Genomic DNA, 16364 nt, shown 5'->3' with positions numbered 1-16364 from the left:
ATTAACCGGCAATCTCTGCCATACGTTGCCACAACGCGTAATACACCCGCCCGGATTTCTGCTCCCGGTGCAGGCGCCAGTTGCCTGGCAAGCCAAGGCTCGATGGCGCATTCTCGCTTTCAGTGTAGATCCAGGCTTCATCGGCCAGCCACTGACGCTCTTCGAGCAATGCGCAAACGCCCGGCAACAGGTTCTGGTTGAATGGCGGGTCGAGGAACACCACGTCGTATGCAGTCGCTGTCTGGGTTTCCAGGTAGCGCAGGGCATCGGCGGTTTGAATCTGGCCGGTCGTGCAGCGCAACGTACCCAGATGTTCCTTGATGCTGGCGACTGCAATGTTGCTGGCGTCCAGCGCCTGACCCATGGCTGCGCCACGGGACAAGGCTTCGAGGAACAACGCGCCGCTGCCGGCGAACGGGTCCAGAACCTTGGCGCCAGCGACATAAGGCGCGAGCCAGTTGAACAGGGTTTCACGCACCCGGTCCGGGGTCGGACGCAGCCCTGGCGCATCCGGGAAGCTCAGCTTTCGGCTGCCCCATTCACCACCGATGATGCGCAATTGGTTCACGCCGTTATGGACGTTGTGAACGGGTTTTTTAGGACGAGTGGCCATTAATGCTCCGGAACCCCGAGCGGTTGCTCGGCAGGTTTATCAGTGGGGGCCGGTAACGGCTTTTGCGGCACGGTCGGGCCAGCGCTGACGATGACCATTTTGTCCGTGCTCAAGTGTTTGTTCAGTGCAGTTTTGACCTGCTCGACCGTCAGGCTCTGGGACTCGCGCATAAAGTCATCCAGATAGCTCAGCGGCAGGTTGTAAAAACCCATGGCGCCAAGTTGGCCGACGATATCGGCGTTGCTGGCAGTGGACAGCGGGAAGCTGCCGGCCAGTTCACGCTTGGCGTCGTCGAGTTCTTTTTGGGTCGGGCCGGTTTTAAGGTAGTCGGCGAGCACATCCTGCACCAGTTTCAGCGTGCCTTCGCTCATCTCGGCGCGGGTTTGCAGGTTGATCATGAACGGGCCGCGAGCCTGCATCGGGGTGAAGCCTGAATAGACGCCGTACGTCAGGCCGCGTTTCTCGCGCACTTCGCTCATCAAGCGTGTACCGAAACCACCGCCACCGAGGATCTGGTTACCCATGGACAGTGCCGCGTAGTCCGGGTCGTCACGGTCGATGCCCAATTGCGCGAGCATCAGGTTGGTCTGCTTGGACGGAAACTCGATGTGGTCGATGCTGGCTTTCGGCTCGATGGGTTGTGCGATTTTCGCCAGCTCCGGGCCTTTTGGCAGCGAGCTGGAAACGTGTGCGGCAATCGCTTCGGCCTCGGTGCGAGACAGGTCGCCCACCAGTGCAATCACCACGTTGCCAGCCGCATAGGCCTTCTCATGGAACGCGCGCAGTTGCGCCACGGTAATCGCCGGAACGGTTTTCGCCGTGCCGTCGCTGGAGTGCGCGTACGGGTGATCGCCGTACAAGCGCTTCATCAGCTCCAGGCTCGCCAGTTTGCCCGGGCTCTGCTTCTGGTATTCGAAACCGGCAAGCATCTGGTTCTTGATGCGCGCAAAGGAGTCGGCCGGGAAGGTCGGTTTGCCGACGACTTCAGAGAACAACTTCAGGGCCGGTTCGCGTTTGTCCGTGGCGCTGAGGCTGCGCAGGGAAGCCAGTGCCATGTCTTTAAACGCGCCGTTGCCAAAGTCTGCGCCCAAGCCTTCGAAGCCCTGAGCGATGGCGCCGACGTCTTTCCCGGCGACACCTTCGTTGAGCATGGCGTTGGTCAGCAGGGCGAGGCCAGGTGCAGCGCCGTCCTGGCTGCTGCCGGCAGCGAAGATCAGGCGCATGTCGAACATCGGCAGCTCCCGGGCTTCAACAAACAGCACCTTGGCGCCTTCCGCGGTTTTCCAGGTCTGCACGTCCAGGGTGCGGTGGCTTGGCGCTTTTCCGTCGAGTTCTGCCAGTGATTGCAGCTTCTGGGTGGCCTTGGCCTTGTCCAGGGCTTCGCTGGCCTTGGAATCGTCGGTCTTAGAGAAGTAAAACGCGGCAGATCCGATCAGGGCGACAGCAATCAGGCCAATCAGCGCCAGGCGCGGCTTTTTACGCTCACTCATGAGTCGTCTCCTCTGGCAATACATGGGCGACGCTGAGACGTTCGCGGGTGAAATACAGTTTGGCGGCCTTCTGGATGTCTTGCGGGGTCACGCTTTCCAGCTCGGCGAGTTCGGTATCCATCAGTTTCCATGACAGGCCGACGGTTTCCAGTTGGCCAATAGCGGTGGCCTGGCTGGTGATCGAGTCACGCTCGTAAACCAGGCCGGCGATGACCTGCGCGCGGACGCGTTCCAGCTCTTCAGCGGACGGCGCAGTGGTTTTCAGTTGGTCGAGCAGCTTCCACAGGCCAGCTTCAGCCTGGGCCATGGTTTTGTTTTTCTGGGTATTGGGTGTTGCCGACAAGGTGAACAGGCTGTCGCCACGGGTATAGGCGTCGTAACTCGACGAACCGCCGGAGACCAGCTCTTCGCCGCGCTCCAGTTGTGTCGGGATACGTCCGCTGTAGCCGCCGTCGAGCAGGGCGGAGATCAGGCGCAAGGCGTTGACCGAGCGTTTGTCTTCAGCAGTGGCGATGCTTGGCACGTTGAAACCCAGCATCAGGCTTGGCAGTTGGGTCTGCACATGCAGGGTGATCTGCCGTTCGCCGGGTTCGGCCAGTTCGAGCGGGATTTTCGCCGGCGGCACATCACGTTTGGCGATCGGGCCGAAATAGCGCTGGGCCAGGGTTTTGACCTCGTCCGGGGTCACGTCGCCCACCACCACCAGCGTGGCGTTGTTCGGCACGTACCAGGATTGGTACCAGTGGCGCAGCTCTTCGACTTTCATACGGTCAAGGTCGGCCATCCAGCCGATGGTCGGTGTGTGGTAACCGCTGGCCGGGTAGGCCATGGCCTTGAAGCGTTCGTAGGCCTTGGACATCGGCTTGTCGTCGGTGCGCAGGCGACGCTCTTCTTTAATGACTTCGATCTCGCGTGCGAACTCGTCGGCCGGCAGGCGCAGGCTGGCCATGCGATCGGCTTCCAGCTCGAAGGCCACACCCAGACGGTCGCGGGCCAGCACCTGGTAATACGCCGTGAAGTCATCGCTGGTGAACGCGTTCTCTTCGGCGCCGAGATCGCGCAGGATCAGCGAAGCTTCGCCGGGGCCGACTTTCTCGCTGCCCTTGAACATCATGTGTTCCAGCGCGTGGGACAAACCGGTCTGGCCCGGGGTCTCGTAGCTTGAGCCGACCTTGTACCAGACTTGGGAAACCACCACCGGCGCACGATGGTCTTCGCGCACGACGACCTTCAGGCCGTTTTCGAGGGTGAATTCGTGGGTGGGTTGTGGATCGGCAGCCAGGGCCGAGAGGGGCAGGCAAACTGTGCTGAGCAGCAGGCCTGCAGCGCGGCGGGCTAGAGCATTCATTCGTTTTTAAACCTTTGGGGTTGCCCGCTTGGTCTTAGCGTCGGCGGGCGAGAGGGTGCTAGGATACTGATCCGTTTTACTGGCGGCCACGCCTATCAGGTCTTTGATCGGTCAGCAGGTTGTTTTGGTTTACGGCTAAAGCTTTGATTTTGTCAGCTAAGCTCTGCGTTTTCGCCGACGATGCCGTTTCAGTCCTTCGTATTAGTCGACCTTTTAGGTGCTGTTTGCACCTCGACAAAATGTTGCGCGTGAACAAGCTGGGTCAATCGCAGTCTGTTCTGCATCGAATATTTATTTGCCGAGGCGCCCTTTGGCGCGTCGCTACCGTGAGATAGCCGTCCTCCATGTTTGGTTCCAACGACGACAAGAAAGCCCCAGCTGCGGCTGGTGAGAAGAAAAGCCTGTTCGGATGGCTGCGCAAAAAGCCGCAGGAACCCGTCGTCGAACAGCCACAGCCACTCCCTGAGCCCACGCCCACGCCTGCGCCGGTAATAGAAGAAGAGCTTGCGCCGATTGCCGAGCCTTGGCTGACGTTGCCTGTGGCAGAAGAGCCGGTGGCATTGGTCGAAGATGAGCTGGCGCCGCACGTTACGCCGCCGATTCCGGCGCCGACTGCGTTTGCTCCTGAGCCCGTTCAAGCGCCAGTGGTTGAGCCGGTTGTCGCGCCCGTTGTGGTGGCCGAGCCAGAACCGGTTGTTCAAGCGCCTGCGCCGGTAGTAGCGCCCGTAGTTCCCGTTGCCGTCGTACCTGTCGTTACCATCGACGTGCCTGCCGAGTCTGCACGTACCGACGAAACCAAAGCCGGTTTCTTCGCCCGCCTGAAACAAGGCTTGTCCAAGACCAGCGCCAGCATCGGCGAAGGCATGGCCAGCCTGTTCCTTGGCAAGAAGATCATTGATGACGAGCTGCTCGAAGACATCGAAACCCGCCTGCTGACTGCCGATGTGGGCGTGGAGGCGACTTCGGTGATCATTCAGCGTCTGACCCAGAAGGTCGCCCGTAAAGAATTGGCCGATGCCGATGCGCTGTACAAATCCCTGCAAGCGGAACTGGCGGCGATGCTCAAGCCCGTCGAGCAACCGCTGAAAATCACTTCGCAGAACAAGCCGTTCGTGATTCTGGTCGTCGGCGTCAACGGTGCCGGCAAGACCACCACCATCGGCAAACTGGCGAAGAAGCTGCAGCTCGAAGGCAAGAAAGTCATGCTCGCGGCCGGCGATACCTTCCGCGCCGCCGCCGTCGAACAACTGCAGGTCTGGGGCGAGCGCAACAAGATCCCGGTCATCGCCCAGCACACCGGCGCCGACTCGGCTTCGGTTATCTTCGATGCCGTGCAAGCGGCCAAGGCCCGTGGCATCGACGTATTGATCGCCGACACCGCCGGTCGCCTGCACACCAAAGACAATTTGATGGAAGAGTTGAAGAAGGTTCGCCGGGTCATCGGCAAACTTGACGCCGACGCGCCTCACGAGGTGCTGTTGGTGCTTGATGCCGGTACGGGGCAGAACGCGATCAACCAGGCCAAACAATTCAACCAGACCGTCCAACTGACCGGCCTGGCATTGACCAAGCTTGATGGCACCGCCAAAGGCGGGGTGATTTTTGCCCTCGCCAAGCAGTTTGGCCTGCCGATTCGCTATATCGGTGTCGGTGAAGGCATTGATGATTTGCGTACTTTTGAAGCAGAACCCTTTGTCCAGGCACTGTTTGCCGAGCGGGAGCGTTCATGATTCGTTTCGAACAGGTCGGTAAACGCTATCCGAACGGTCACGTCGGCTTGCATGAGCTGAGCTTTCGAGTCCGTCGGGGCGAGTTTTTGTTTGTGACCGGCCACTCTGGCGCCGGTAAAAGCACCTTGTTGCGTCTGTTGCTGGCGATGGAGCGTCCAACCACCGGCAAATTGCTGCTGGCCGGGCAAGACCTGAGCACCATCAGCAACGCACAGATTCCCTACCTGCGACGGCAGATCGGCGTGGTGTTCCAGAATCACCAACTGTTGTTCGATCGCACGGTGTTCAACAACATCGCGCTGCCCTTGCAGATCCTTGGGCTATCCAAGGCCGAGATCGCCAAGCGCGTGGATTCGGCGCTCGAGCGCGTGGCGCTGTCGGACAAGACCGACTTGTACCCTGGCGACCTGTCCACCGGTCAACAACAGCGCGTCGGCATCGCCCGCGCCATTGTCCACCGCCCGGCCTTGCTGCTGGCGGACGAACCGACTGGTAACCTCGACCCGCGTCTGGCGGCAGAAATCATGGGCGTGTTCGAAGACATCAACCGTCTGGGCACCAGCGTGCTGATTGCCAGTCACGACCTGGCACTGATCGCCCGCATGCGCCACCGCATGCTGACCTTGCAGCGCGGCCGATTGATCGGCGACGGGGAGGCAGGCGTATGAGTGCGACACGCAGCCCCAAGGTTTCCGAGCGCGTGGCCCCCAAGGCCGCCGACCAGCAACCGCAGAAGAAAAAACGCGACGAGGATGATGGCCCGGATTTCGCCACACTGTTCCGCGCCTGGGTCGAGAGTCATCGCGCCAGCCTGCTCGATAGCTTGCGTCGTTTGGGCAAGCAGCCCATCGGTAGTTTCTTCACCTGCATGGTGATGGCGGTTGCCCTGAGTTTGCCGATGGGCCTGTCACTTTTGCTAAGTAACGTCGAGCGTCTTGGCGGTTCCTGGCAGCGTGCGGCGCAGATTTCCCTGTATTTGCAAATCGAGGCCAGCGCCACTGAAGGCGAGTCGTTGCGTGAGCAGATCAAAGGCATGCCTGGCGTAGCCGATGCTGAATATATCGGCCGCGATCAGGCGCTGGAAGAGTTTCAGCAGCAGTCGGGTTTGGGCGAGGCGCTAAAGGAGCTGCCGGAAAACCCGCTGCCAGGCGTGGTTCTGGTGACACCGAACGAAGTCGACAAGCCGACCCTTGAAGCATTACGACAAAAACTTTCCGAGTTGCCCAAGGTACAACAGGCGCAACTTGATCTAGTCTGGGTCGAGCGTCTGGCAGCCATCCTCAAACTGGGCGACCGTTTTGTCTTCGGTCTGACCGTGCTTCTGGTTTCTGCATTACTTTTGGTGATAGGCAATACCATTCGTCTTCATATTGAAAACCGTCGCACAGAGATAGAAGTGATTAAACTCGTCGGCGGCACTGACAGCTATGTGCGCAGGCCCTTTCTGTATATGGGTGCGCTTTATGGCTTCGGTGCGGGGATTCTTTCCTGGGGCGTATTGGCGTTCGGTCTTGATTGGCTGAACGACGCGGTAGTGGGGCTGGCCGGTTTGTACGGCAGTAATTTTGCGCTGGCCGGAGTGCCAGTTGCCGACGGTCTGTCTCTCTTGCTTGGTGCGGTGCTGTTGGGGTATATCGGTGCATGGATTGCAGTCGCACGCCACCTGAGGGAGCTTGCGCCTAAGTAGCATCATTTTGCTCGTATTGACCTTTCAGCGTTTATGGGAACTTGTCATTCGGTTTCCGGTCAATTTTCGCAGTGCTGAACTGCACGAGTTATGTAAGTCGGAGGTTTTTTCGTATGACCAATTCTTTGCAACCTGCATATGCTCTGGTCCCGGGTGCGAACCTGGAGGCTTATGTGCACACGGTGAACAGCATTCCATTGCTGACACCGGAGCAGGAGCGTGAACTGGCCGAGAGTCTCTATTATGAGCAGGATTTGGGGGCGGCTCGGCAGATGGTCCTCGCCCACCTGCGTTTTGTTGTACATATCGCCCGTAGCTATTCCGGCTACGGTCTGGCTCAGGCTGACCTGATCCAGGAAGGCAACGTCGGCCTGATGAAGGCCGTGAAACGCTTTAACCCGGAAATGGGTGTGCGTCTGGTGTCGTTCGCGGTGCACTGGATCAAGGCGGAAATTCACGAGTTCATCCTGCGCAACTGGCGCATTGTGAAAGTTGCGACCACCAAGGCCCAGCGCAAGCTGTTCTTCAACCTGCGCAGCCAGAAGAAGCGTCTGGCGTGGCTGAACAACGAGGAAGTCCACCGTGTGGCGGAAAGCCTCGGTGTAGAGCCTCGGGAAGTGCGCGAGATGGAAAGTCGCCTGACCGGCCATGACATGGCCTTCGACCCGGCCGCGGAAGCGGACGACGACAGTGCTTTCCAATCGCCGGCCAACTATCTGGAAGACCACCGGTACGACCCGGCCCGTCAATTGGAAGATGCTGACTGGAGCGAAAACTCGAACCACAACCTGCACGAAGCGCTTGAAGTGCTGGACGACCGCAGCCGTGACATCCTCTATCAGCGCTGGCTGGCGGAAGAAAAAGCCACGCTGCATGACCTGGCGCAGAAGTACAACGTGTCGGCCGAGCGTATTCGTCAGCTCGAGAAGAACGCGATGAACAAGCTCAAGTTGTCGATCGCCGCCTAACCGCGACACAGGCATAAAAAAACGCCCCGATCATTGATCGGGGCGTTTTGTTTGTGCACCAAAAAATCACTGAGCCCAAGGTGCGCGGCGTGAATCATTGATCCCCACCAGATAGCTGTCGCCTCCGAGCTGACTCATCTGCTGTCGAATCCATCCCGCTCGCCGTGCGACATAGCGGGTTGGGTGACTGGCGCTCCACACTCGCGGGTTAGGCAGCACCGCAGCCAGCAAACTGGCTCGCTGCCGGGACAGCGAACGAGCGCCGACACCAAAGTGATGCCTGGCTGCTGCTTCAGCGCCAAACACACCCTCATCCCACTCGACACTGTTGAGGTACACCTCAAGAATTCGCTGCTTGGGCCAGAACACTTCGATCAGCCCGGTAAACCAGACTTCCAGGCCTTTGCGCAGCCAGCTGCGGCCGGACCACAGAAACAGATTCTTCGAGACCTGCTGGCTCAGGGTGCTGGCGCCGCGAATTGTTCCACCGAGTTCGTTGTGAGCCAGTGCGGCCCGGATCGCGCCGAAGTCAAAACCCCAATGCTCCGGGAATTTCTGATCTTCGCCGGCAATCACGGCGACTTTCAGATCATCGGAAATTTCATCCCAGGGTTTCCAGGTGCGTTGCAGGTCGATGGGCTCGCCGTCGAACCAGGATTCGACCTTGCGCTCGACCATCAGCGCGGTTCCCGGTGGCGGTACCACGCGAAAGAGCAGCACCAGCAATACGCTGCCACCCGCGAACCAGAGCAGGGCCTTCGTGAATCGTCGCAAAAATAAACGCAGCATAGAGATGGCTTGGCCGAACCCATTGAGCGGGCCATTATACAGACCCTGTGAATCGAGTCTGGCTGGAGTTCTTCATGCTGCGTGGTTTTCTGATGCTGGCCGCTTTTTTCGGCTTCACTGGGGTTGCCCTTGGCGCATTCGCCGCCCATGGCTTGAAAAGCCGCCTGACGCCCGAGTACCTGGCGATTTTCCACACCGGCGTGACCTACCAATTGGTGCACACCTTGGCGTTGCTGGGCGTTGCACTGCTGGCCACGCAGATTCCCGGTCGCCTGATCACATGGGCGGGTGCATCGTTTGTCGTCGGCATCCTGCTGTTTTCCGGCAGTCTGTACCTGTTGACCATGACCGGTGTCAGCAAGCTCGGGATTATCACCCCCTTCGGCGGGCTGGCATTTCTGGTCGGCTGGTTCTGCCTGGGGCTTGCCGCCTGGCGGTTGAGCTGACCGGGTGGTCCATTTCATGACGAATGGCTTGGGTCGCCAAGACTGATCGGGCTAGAATGCCAGCCCCTAAAAGTGATGGTGGCTTGCGGCATGCGCATTCAGTTGAACGGCGAATCCCTTGAACTGCCCGACGGTGAAACCGTTGCGGCCCTGCTGACCCGTCTGGAACTGACTGGGCGCAGGGTGGCGGTCGAGCTCAATCTGGATATCGTCCCGCGCAGCCAGCACGCCGAAACCACGTTGAACGACGGCGACAATGTCGAAGTGGTACACGCCATCGGCGGCGGTTAGTCGTCCGGCCCGCAAGGGCACAGAATTCTGCAAGAACCTCACCCCTACAGAGGATTTCCCATGAGCATCGTTCGTAGCGACAAGCCCTTCGTCCTGGCCGGTCGTACTTACCAGTCGCGTTTGCTGGTAGGTACCGGCAAGTACCGCGACATGGAAGAAACCCGCCTGGCCATCGAAGCCTCGGGTGCCGAGATCGTCACCTTCGCCGTGCGCCGGACCAACCTCGGGCAGAATCCGGGCGAACCGAACCTGCTTGAAGTCCTGTCGCCGGATCGCTACACCTTCCTGCCTAACACCGCCGGTTGCTTCGACGCTACCGAAGCGGTGCGCACCTGTCGCCTGGCCCGTGAGCTGCTCGGTGGCCACAACCTGGTGAAGCTGGAAGTGCTGGCGGACCAGAAAACCCTGTTCCCCAACGTGATCGAAACCCTCAAGGCCGCCGAAGTGCTGGTCAAGGAAGGTTTCGACGTGATGGTCTACACCAGCGATGACCCGATCATTGCCCGTCAACTGGCGGAAATCGGCGTTATCGCGGTCATGCCGCTGGCAGGTCTGATCGGCACGGGCCTGGGAATCTGCAACCCGTACAACCTGCAGATCATCCTTGAAGAAGCCAAGATTCCTGTGCTGGTCGACGCCGGTGTCGGTACTGCCTCCGACGCCACTATCGCCATGGAACTGGGTTGCGAAGCGGTGCTGATGAACTCGGCCATCGCCCATGCCCAGCAGCCGATCATGATGGCTGAAGCCATGAAACACGCCATCGTTGCAGGTCGCTTGGCCTACCTCGCCGGCCGCATGCCGAAAAAACTCTATGCCAGCGCCTCCTCGCCGCTGGATGGTCTGATCAAGTAAGAGCCATTGATGACTGAATCAAACGACACGCCTATCCAGCCGGAAGAAGGCGACGAGCGCCAACACCGCCGCATCAAGAGTTTCGTGATGCGCGCCGGGCGCATGACTGAAGGCCAGCAACGCGGTCTGGATCAGGGCACGCCACTGTTTGTGCTGCCTCTGGCCGACGCGCCGGTGGACTTCGACCAGGTGTTTGGCCGTTCGGCGCCGCGCTCGCTGGAAATCGGTTTCGGCATGGGCCATTCGCTGCTGGAAATGGCCGTGGCCTCGCCCGAGCAGGATTTCATCGGCGTGGAAGTGCACCGTCCGGGTGTCGGTGCGCTGCTCAATGGCGTGCTGACTCAGGGCCTGACCAACCTGCGGGTCTACGATTGCGACGCGATCGAAGTGCTCAACCGCTGCGTGGCCGACAACAGCCTCGATCGCCTGATGCTGTTTTTCCCGGACCCATGGCACAAAAGCCGCCACCACAAGCGTCGTATCGTTCAGGCGTCATTCGCTGAACTGGTACGCAGCAAGTTGAAGGTTGGCGGTGTGCTGCACATGGCCACCGATTGGGAACCGTACGCCGAGTACATGCTGGAAGTGATGAACGTCGCGCCGGGTTACCGCAACCTGGCCGAAGACGGCAAATGCGTCCCACGCCCGGCCGAGCGCCCGATCACCAAGTTCGAACGCCGTGGCGAACGTCTCGGGCATGGCGTGTGGGATCTGAAGTTCGAAAAACAGTCCTGACCGGACACTGATCGTTCCCGCGCAGAGCGTGGGAACGATCATCAGCCCTCAGCGGCGGTCGGCGACCACGCCAATCAATACCAGCACCACCAACAACACTGGCGCTAAGCTGTAGTTGTTGAACTGGCTCAGGCCTCTGATGATCCACGGAGTCGCGTAGATCAGCGCGACGCCACTGCCGATCATGCACAGCAGGGCCATCAGCGGGACGCGCAAGGCGCCGGCGATGCTGCCCAGTCGTTGGTCGACCCAGCCTTTGATATCGGCGCCAAACAACACCAGCAGGCAGCCCACCAGTGCCAGAGCGATTTCAGACAGGTTGCTACGGCTCCAGCGGGACGCGGTGGCGAGCAGGTCGAGTATCAAATCCATTCGTTTTCCCTTAAGGCTGAAATCAGCTCAAAAATGTCTGCAGCAAATCATTGAGGAAGAGTTGTCCGCGCTCGGTGGCCGCCAGACGTGATGGTTCGACCTGCAACAAGCCACTTTGTTCGGCTTCGTGGCGGCCTTCGGCGAGGCTTTCCAGGCTCAGCCCGGTGCGTTCCGGATACAGGCGCGATTCCACGCCCTCGTTCAGGCGCAAGGCGTTCATCAGGAACTCGAACGGCAGTTCTTCATTGGTCAGGGCTTTCTCCCCAGCCTTGAAGCTTTTGGCCGGGTTGAGGTAGTCCTTCGGTAACCGGGTCTTCCAGGTACGGACGATGCGCCCGTCCGGGTGACTGAGCTTGCCGTGAGCCCCGGCGCCGATGCCGATGAAGTCGCCGAAACTCCAGTAATTGAGGTTATGTCGTGCCGGACGGCCAGGCTGGGCGTACGCCGAGACTTCGTACTGCGCGTAACCGTGCTCGGCCAGTAACGCCTGGCCGGCTTCCTGAATGTCCCACAGCGTGTCGTCTTCCGGCAGCGTTGGCGGCTGGTTCCAGAACACTGTGTTTGGCTCCAGGGTCAGCTGATACCAGGACAAGTGGGTCGGTTTCAGGGCAATGGCCTGGCGCAAATCGCTCAGGGCGTCGTCCAGGGACTGATCGGGTAAACCGTGCATCAGGTCCAGATTGAAGTTGTCGAACCCGGCCTGACGGGCCATGCCGGCGGCACGTACCGCTTCGTCACCGTTGTGAATTCGCCCCAGCGCCTTGAGTTTCTCTTCCTGAAAGCTCTGAATGCCGATCGACAGGCGATTGATGCCCAGCGCCCGGTAGGCGAGGAACTTCTCTTGTTCAAACGTCCCGGGATTAGCTTCCAGGGTGATTTCGATGTCGCGGGCAAACGGAATGCGCTGCTCGACGCCCTTGAGCAAGCGGCCCAGCGCCTCGGCGCTGAACAGGCTCGGTGTGCCGCCACCCAAGAAGATCGAACTCAGCTCACGGCCGTAAACCGCATGCAGGTCCTGATCGAGGTCGACCAGCAGCGCGTCCACATATTCTTCTTCCGGCAGCACCGGGCTGGCAGTGTGGGAATTGAAGTCGCAATAAGGGCATTTGCGCACACACCACGGGATGTGGATGTACAACGCCAGGGGCGGCAGCACGGGGAGTGCGGCCCGAGGCGATTGAGCGGCACCGCCGAAGATCAGCGGCGACGCGGATGGGTCATGGATCATTTCAGGCCCAGACGCTGGCGCAGCAGATCCATTGCACGGGCGCGGTGGCTGATAAGGTTTTTGTCGCTCGAGCTCAGTTCGGCGCTGGAGCAGTCGCGTTCCGGTACCCAGAACAGCGGATCGTAACCAAAACCCTGTTCGCCACGGGCCGCTGGCAGGATTCGTCCGTGCCACAAGCCTTCGCAGATAATCGGCAACGGATCGTCGGCATGACGCACCAGCGCCAGCACACAGACGAATTGTGCGCCGCGCTCGGCTTGCGGCACGTCCTTCAATACGTCGAGCAGTTTGGCGTTGTTCGCCGCATCGCCCTGACCATCGGCGTAACGAGCCGAGTAGATACCCGGCGCACCGCCGAGGAAATCCACTGCCAGCCCCGAATCGTCGGCCAGCGCTGGCAGACCGCAGATGCGCGCGGCATTGCGGGCCTTGAGGATGGCGTTTTCGACGAACGACAGGCCGGTTTCTTCAGGTTCGACACGGCTGAACTCGCCGATCGAGCGCAGTTGCACCGAATCGCCGAGCATGGCCTGGAGTTCCTTGAGTTTGCCGGCGTTGTGGCTGGCCAGTACGAGTTGCGTGAAGTTGATCATTCGCCGGGGAAAAGCTCTTGGTTGAAATTGATGGTGTTGATTTTGTTACCGTTCTGCACCTTGATTTCGAAGGTGCGGATTTCCTGCTGATCCACTGGGTATTGCGCGATGTAGTAGACCGCGCCTTGTTCGGTGATTTGGCGGAAGGTCAGCGGGATGGTCTTGCTGGTCAGGTCTTTGACCGAGCCGCTCACCTGAGCGATCAGCGGCTTACCTTCCTTGATTACCGAGACGTTGATCACGCCCTGGTTTTTGCTGCGGATCAGCTCGGCCGATTTGGCGATGTCCGGTGTCAGAAAGGTGGAGTTGAAGGTGTTGTAGTGCACCGTCACGTCGCCAAAGGTTTCTTGGCGATCGCCCTTGATGGCGTCGGCGGCCATGGTGGTGACGCTCAGGCAGGCAGTAAGTACAAACAGCGCTAGACGACCCATGATCGTTCTCCTCGAAGTGTCGTGACTCAGACCGCGACCTTGTGGTCTTGCAGCGCGGGGCTGCTGACGCGGTAAATACCGATTTCACCTAATAGATTAGGCCATAGCTTACTGGCCCACCCGTGACGGTGCTGTTGATCCACGGCAAGCCGATCAATGACCTTGGCTTCACGTTCGCGACACAATGCTTCAAAGTCTTCGAAGGTGCAAAAGTGGATGTTCGGCGTGTTGTACCAGGTGTACGGCAGAAAATCGGACACCGGCATCCGGCCCTTGCTCGCCAGGTACCAGCGGCAGCGCCAGTGACCGAAGTTGGGGAAAGTGATGATGCACTGGCGACCGACGCGCAGCATCTCGTCGAGGATCTTGTCCGGGTAGTGCACGGCTTGCAACGCCTGGGTCATGACCACGACGTCGAAGCTGTTGCTGGCAAAGTTGCCCAGGCCCTTGTCCAGGTCCTGTTCAATAACGTTGATGCCCTTGGCCACGCAATCGGCGATGTTGTCCGGGTCATTTTCCAGGCCATAGCCAGTCACTTGCTTGTGGTCGCGCAGCCAGGTCAGCAGTTCACCGTCGCCGCAGCCAAGGTCGAGTACGCGGCTACCGGCGGGGATCCATTCCTGGATGATTTCCAGATCAGCTCTCATGGCTTTCTCACAACGTAATGCGGTTCATGTAATTGCTGAATGCCTGCAAGTAGCGCGGGATCGGAATCAGGAAGGCGTCGTGGCCTTGCGGAGCATCGATCTCGAGGTAGCAGACGTCTTTCTTGGCCGCCATCAGCGCGTCCACCAGTTCCCGCGAGCGGGCAGGGGAGAAGCGCCAGTCGGTGGTGAAGGACATCACGCAGAACCTGGCGGTGGCGCCGGCGAAGGTTTTGGCCAGGTCATCGTCGAAGTTCGCCGCAGGATCGAAGTAATCCAGCGCCTTGGTCATCAGCAGGTACGTGTTGGCGTCGAAACGTCCGGAGAACTCTTCGCCCTGATAACGCAGGTAGCTTTCGACCTGGAATTCGACGCTGTGGAAGTCGTAGTTGAGCTTTTCGCTCTTCAGGCCCCGACCGAATTTCTCACCCATGGAGTCGTCGGACAGGTACGTGATGTGCCCGACCATCCGCGCCAGCATCAGGCCGCGCTTGGGGATCACGCCCGCTTCCTGGAACGAACCGCCGTGGAACTCGGGGTCGGTGAGGATTGCCTGGCGCGCCACTTCGTTGAAGGCAATGTTCTGTGCCGACAGCTTGGGGGCCGAGGCGATGGCCAGGCAGTGGCGAATGCGATCCGGGTAAGTGATGCTCCACTGCATCGCCTGCATGCCACCGAGACTGCCGCCAATCACGGCGGCCCATTGGCCGATGCCGAGCCGGTCGGCCAGGCGCGCTTGGCTGTGAACCCAGTCTTCCACGGTCAACACCGGGAAGTCGGCGCCGAACGGCTTGCCGGTTTCCGGATTGAACCTGCTCGGGCCGGTAGAACCGTTGCAACCGCCGAGGTTGTTCAGGCTGACCACAAAGAATTTGTTGGTATCAATTGGCTTGCCAGGACCGATGCAACTGTCCCACCAACCGGGTTTACGGTCGTCAGGGCTGTGGAAGCCGGCAGCGTGATGATGACCGGACAAGGCGTGGCAGATCAGCACGGCGTTGCTCGCCGCGGCATTCAGCGCGCCGTAGGTTTCGTAGATCAGGTCATAAGCTGGGAGCGAACGACCGCAGGCCAAGGCCAGGGGTTCGCTGAAGTGCGCCACTTGCGGCGTCACCAGACCAACAGAATCGGGGGGAAAGGCAGTTGGCATCGACCCTGCTCTCGTTGAAATGAGGCGTAAGTCTAAAGACCACTGCCTTTAGCAGCAAGCTAACTTCCCCGTCGCTAACGATCGTTCCCACGCGCAGGGTGGGAACGATCAAGGACGGGTCAATTCAGGCAAATCAGGCAACTTCTTCGGAGCGCAGATCCGCACCCGTTTCTGCCGATTCAACTCGCCGCTAATCAAATTCACCTGGCGCTTGGAAACACCAAACGCCTGGGCCAAAAACGCTATCAAATACGCATTGGCCTTGCCTTCGACCGGCGGCGCCGTCAGGCGAATTTTCAATCGATCCCCATGCAGCCCGCAGAAATCATCGCTGCGGGCTGCCGGTTGCAGGTGACACTCCAGAATCAGGTCTTCACCGTCCCAGCGAAAGTAGCTCACCGGGTCAGATCAGCAGACGCAGGATTTCCGGCATCATCGTCATGGCGGCGAGGTTGTTGATCACCAGCATGTCGATCAGCTTGAGCGCCATGAACGCCAGGATCGGCGAGATATCCAGGCCGCCGAGGTTCGGCAGGATCTTGCGGAATGGCGCCAGGGCTGGCTCGCAGATCTGGTTCACCAGCTCGGCACCAGGGTTATGGCTGCCCGGTGCGACCCACGACAGGATCACGCTGATAATCAGCGCAAAGAAGAAAATCTTCAGGAACAGTGCGGTCACACCAATCAACGACCAGATCAGCAATTGCAGCGGGTTGCCGGTGGTGCCGTAAGTCAGCAGCAGGGTCAGGGCCATCAGTGCCAGTTGCACGAGGATCGCCAGCACCAGCGAGGACATGTCCAGGCCAAACATGCTCGGGATGATCCGGCGCAATGGCTTGAGCAATGGCTGAGTGGCTTTCACGGCGAACTGGCAGAGCGGGTTGTAGAAGTTTGCGCGGACCAGTTGCAGCACAAAGCGCAGCAGCACGATCAGCAGGTACAGGCTGCCGAGGGTTTGCAGCACGTAGACCGCTGCAGTGTTCAAACCAATCAT

The 16364-nt window shown here is 59.8% G+C and carries 20 protein-coding genes; 8 read left to right on the top strand and 12 right to left on the bottom strand.

From position 1 onward, the window contains the following. Window position 1: 1 nt before the first annotated feature. From rsmD to ACXPVS_RS03725, 3 genes are read right to left on the bottom strand one after another with little or no spacing between them, the layout of a single operon-like run. Complete coding sequence (gene rsmD / locus ACXPVS_RS03735) at window positions 2-613, bottom strand: 16S rRNA (guanine(966)-N(2))-methyltransferase RsmD (RefSeq protein WP_046053684.1); 612 nt, start codon at window positions 611-613, stop codon at window positions 2-4. Continuing rightward, a complete protein-coding gene (locus ACXPVS_RS03730; protein WP_458508723.1) occupies window positions 613-2103 on the bottom strand; it encodes a M16 family metallopeptidase in 1491 nt (496 codons plus the stop codon). The genes rsmD and ACXPVS_RS03730 overlap by 1 nt, the downstream gene beginning before the upstream one ends. Further along, entirely contained in the window at window positions 2096-3451 is a 1356-nt protein-coding gene (locus ACXPVS_RS03725) for a M16 family metallopeptidase (protein ID WP_458508722.1), read from the bottom strand. The genes ACXPVS_RS03730 and ACXPVS_RS03725 overlap by 8 nt, the downstream gene beginning before the upstream one ends. 344 nt (window positions 3452-3795) lie before the next feature. Here ACXPVS_RS03725 and ftsY point away from each other — a divergent pair, with 344 nt between their 5' ends. From ftsY to rpoH, 4 genes are all read left to right on the top strand, one after another. Beyond that, window positions 3796-5181, top strand: coding sequence for a signal recognition particle-docking protein FtsY (ftsY, locus tag ACXPVS_RS03720; protein WP_458508721.1), 1386 nt, complete (start codon window positions 3796-3798; stop codon window positions 5179-5181). Further along, a complete protein-coding gene (ftsE, locus tag ACXPVS_RS03715; RefSeq protein WP_008152655.1) occupies window positions 5178-5849 on the top strand; it encodes a cell division ATP-binding protein FtsE in 672 nt (223 codons plus the stop codon). Before ftsY ends, ftsE begins: the two co-directional genes overlap by 4 nt. Further along, on the top strand, window positions 5846-6868 hold the full coding sequence (gene ftsX, locus ACXPVS_RS03710; protein ID WP_458508720.1) for a permease-like cell division protein FtsX: 1023 nt from the start codon (window positions 5846-5848) through the stop codon (window positions 6866-6868). The genes ftsE and ftsX overlap by 4 nt, the downstream gene beginning before the upstream one ends. A 113-nt stretch (window positions 6869-6981) precedes the next feature. Then, complete coding sequence (gene rpoH, locus ACXPVS_RS03705; RefSeq protein ID WP_458508719.1) at window positions 6982-7836, top strand: RNA polymerase sigma factor RpoH; 855 nt, start codon at window positions 6982-6984, stop codon at window positions 7834-7836. Window positions 7837-7902: 66 nt separating this feature from the next. Here rpoH and mtgA read toward each other — a convergent pair whose 3' ends face one another. Then, complete coding sequence (gene mtgA, locus ACXPVS_RS03700) at window positions 7903-8625, bottom strand: monofunctional biosynthetic peptidoglycan transglycosylase (protein ID WP_458508718.1); 723 nt, start codon at window positions 8623-8625, stop codon at window positions 7903-7905. A 74-nt stretch (window positions 8626-8699) separates the two neighbouring features. On the opposite strand from mtgA, the gene ACXPVS_RS03695 reads away from it, so the two are divergent. The 4 genes from ACXPVS_RS03695 (at window position 8700) to trmB (ending at window position 10952) form a co-directional block, all read left to right on the top strand. Continuing rightward, window positions 8700-9071 (top strand): DUF423 domain-containing protein, encoded by a 372-nt coding sequence (locus ACXPVS_RS03695; protein WP_033060488.1) that lies wholly within the window; start codon window positions 8700-8702, stop codon window positions 9069-9071. Between the two features lie 90 nt (window positions 9072-9161). After that, the gene (thiS, locus tag ACXPVS_RS03690) at window positions 9162-9362 is read left to right on the top strand and encodes a sulfur carrier protein ThiS (RefSeq protein ID WP_025109132.1); all 201 of its coding nucleotides are present in this window, start codon (window positions 9162-9164) and stop codon (window positions 9360-9362) included. A 60-nt stretch (window positions 9363-9422) separates the two neighbouring features. After that, a complete protein-coding gene (locus tag ACXPVS_RS03685; RefSeq protein WP_008068101.1) occupies window positions 9423-10217 on the top strand; it encodes a thiazole synthase in 795 nt (264 codons plus the stop codon). A gap of 9 nt (window positions 10218-10226) precedes the next feature. Next, window positions 10227-10952, top strand: coding sequence for a tRNA (guanosine(46)-N7)-methyltransferase TrmB (trmB, locus tag ACXPVS_RS03680; protein ID WP_458508717.1), 726 nt, complete (start codon window positions 10227-10229; stop codon window positions 10950-10952). Between the two features lie 48 nt (window positions 10953-11000). Here the strand turns inward: trmB and ACXPVS_RS03675 are convergent, their stop codons facing one another. The 8 genes from ACXPVS_RS03675 to ACXPVS_RS03640 form a co-directional block, all read right to left on the bottom strand. Next, the gene (locus tag ACXPVS_RS03675) at window positions 11001-11324 is read right to left on the bottom strand and encodes a DUF3392 domain-containing protein (RefSeq protein WP_458508716.1); all 324 of its coding nucleotides are present in this window, start codon (window positions 11322-11324) and stop codon (window positions 11001-11003) included. Window positions 11325-11346: 22 nt separating this feature from the next. Continuing rightward, window positions 11347-12552, bottom strand: coding sequence for a radical SAM family heme chaperone HemW (hemW, locus tag ACXPVS_RS03670; protein ID WP_458508715.1), 1206 nt, complete (start codon window positions 12550-12552; stop codon window positions 11347-11349). Next, window positions 12549-13145, bottom strand: a complete 597-nt coding sequence (rdgB, locus tag ACXPVS_RS03665; protein WP_458508714.1) for an RdgB/HAM1 family non-canonical purine NTP pyrophosphatase — start codon at window positions 13143-13145, stop codon at window positions 12549-12551. Before rdgB ends, hemW begins: the two co-directional genes overlap by 4 nt. Beyond that, window positions 13142-13576, bottom strand: coding sequence for a DUF4426 domain-containing protein (locus ACXPVS_RS03660; protein ID WP_458508713.1), 435 nt, complete (start codon window positions 13574-13576; stop codon window positions 13142-13144). The genes rdgB and ACXPVS_RS03660 overlap by 4 nt, the downstream gene beginning before the upstream one ends. 26 nt (window positions 13577-13602) lie before the next feature. Further along, window positions 13603-14223, bottom strand: a complete 621-nt coding sequence (gene metW / locus ACXPVS_RS03655; RefSeq protein ID WP_458508712.1) for a methionine biosynthesis protein MetW — start codon at window positions 14221-14223, stop codon at window positions 13603-13605. 7 nt (window positions 14224-14230) lie between these two features. Further along, the gene (gene metX / locus ACXPVS_RS03650; protein ID WP_458508711.1) at window positions 14231-15370 is read right to left on the bottom strand and encodes a homoserine O-succinyltransferase MetX; all 1140 of its coding nucleotides are present in this window, start codon (window positions 15368-15370) and stop codon (window positions 14231-14233) included. Window positions 15371-15478: 108 nt separating this feature from the next. Then, window positions 15479-15769 carry a DUF167 domain-containing protein gene (locus ACXPVS_RS03645; protein ID WP_458508710.1) on the bottom strand — a complete coding sequence of 97 codons (291 nt, stop codon included), beginning with the start codon at window positions 15767-15769 and terminating at the stop codon, window positions 15479-15481. 4 nt (window positions 15770-15773) lie between these two features. Beyond that, a complete protein-coding gene (locus ACXPVS_RS03640) occupies window positions 15774-16364 on the bottom strand; it encodes a YggT family protein (protein ID WP_150658372.1) in 591 nt (196 codons plus the stop codon).

The organism is Pseudomonas sp. Ma2-10 (assembly GCF_054330215.1).
This window is presented reverse-complemented; position numbering and strand designations above follow the sequence as displayed.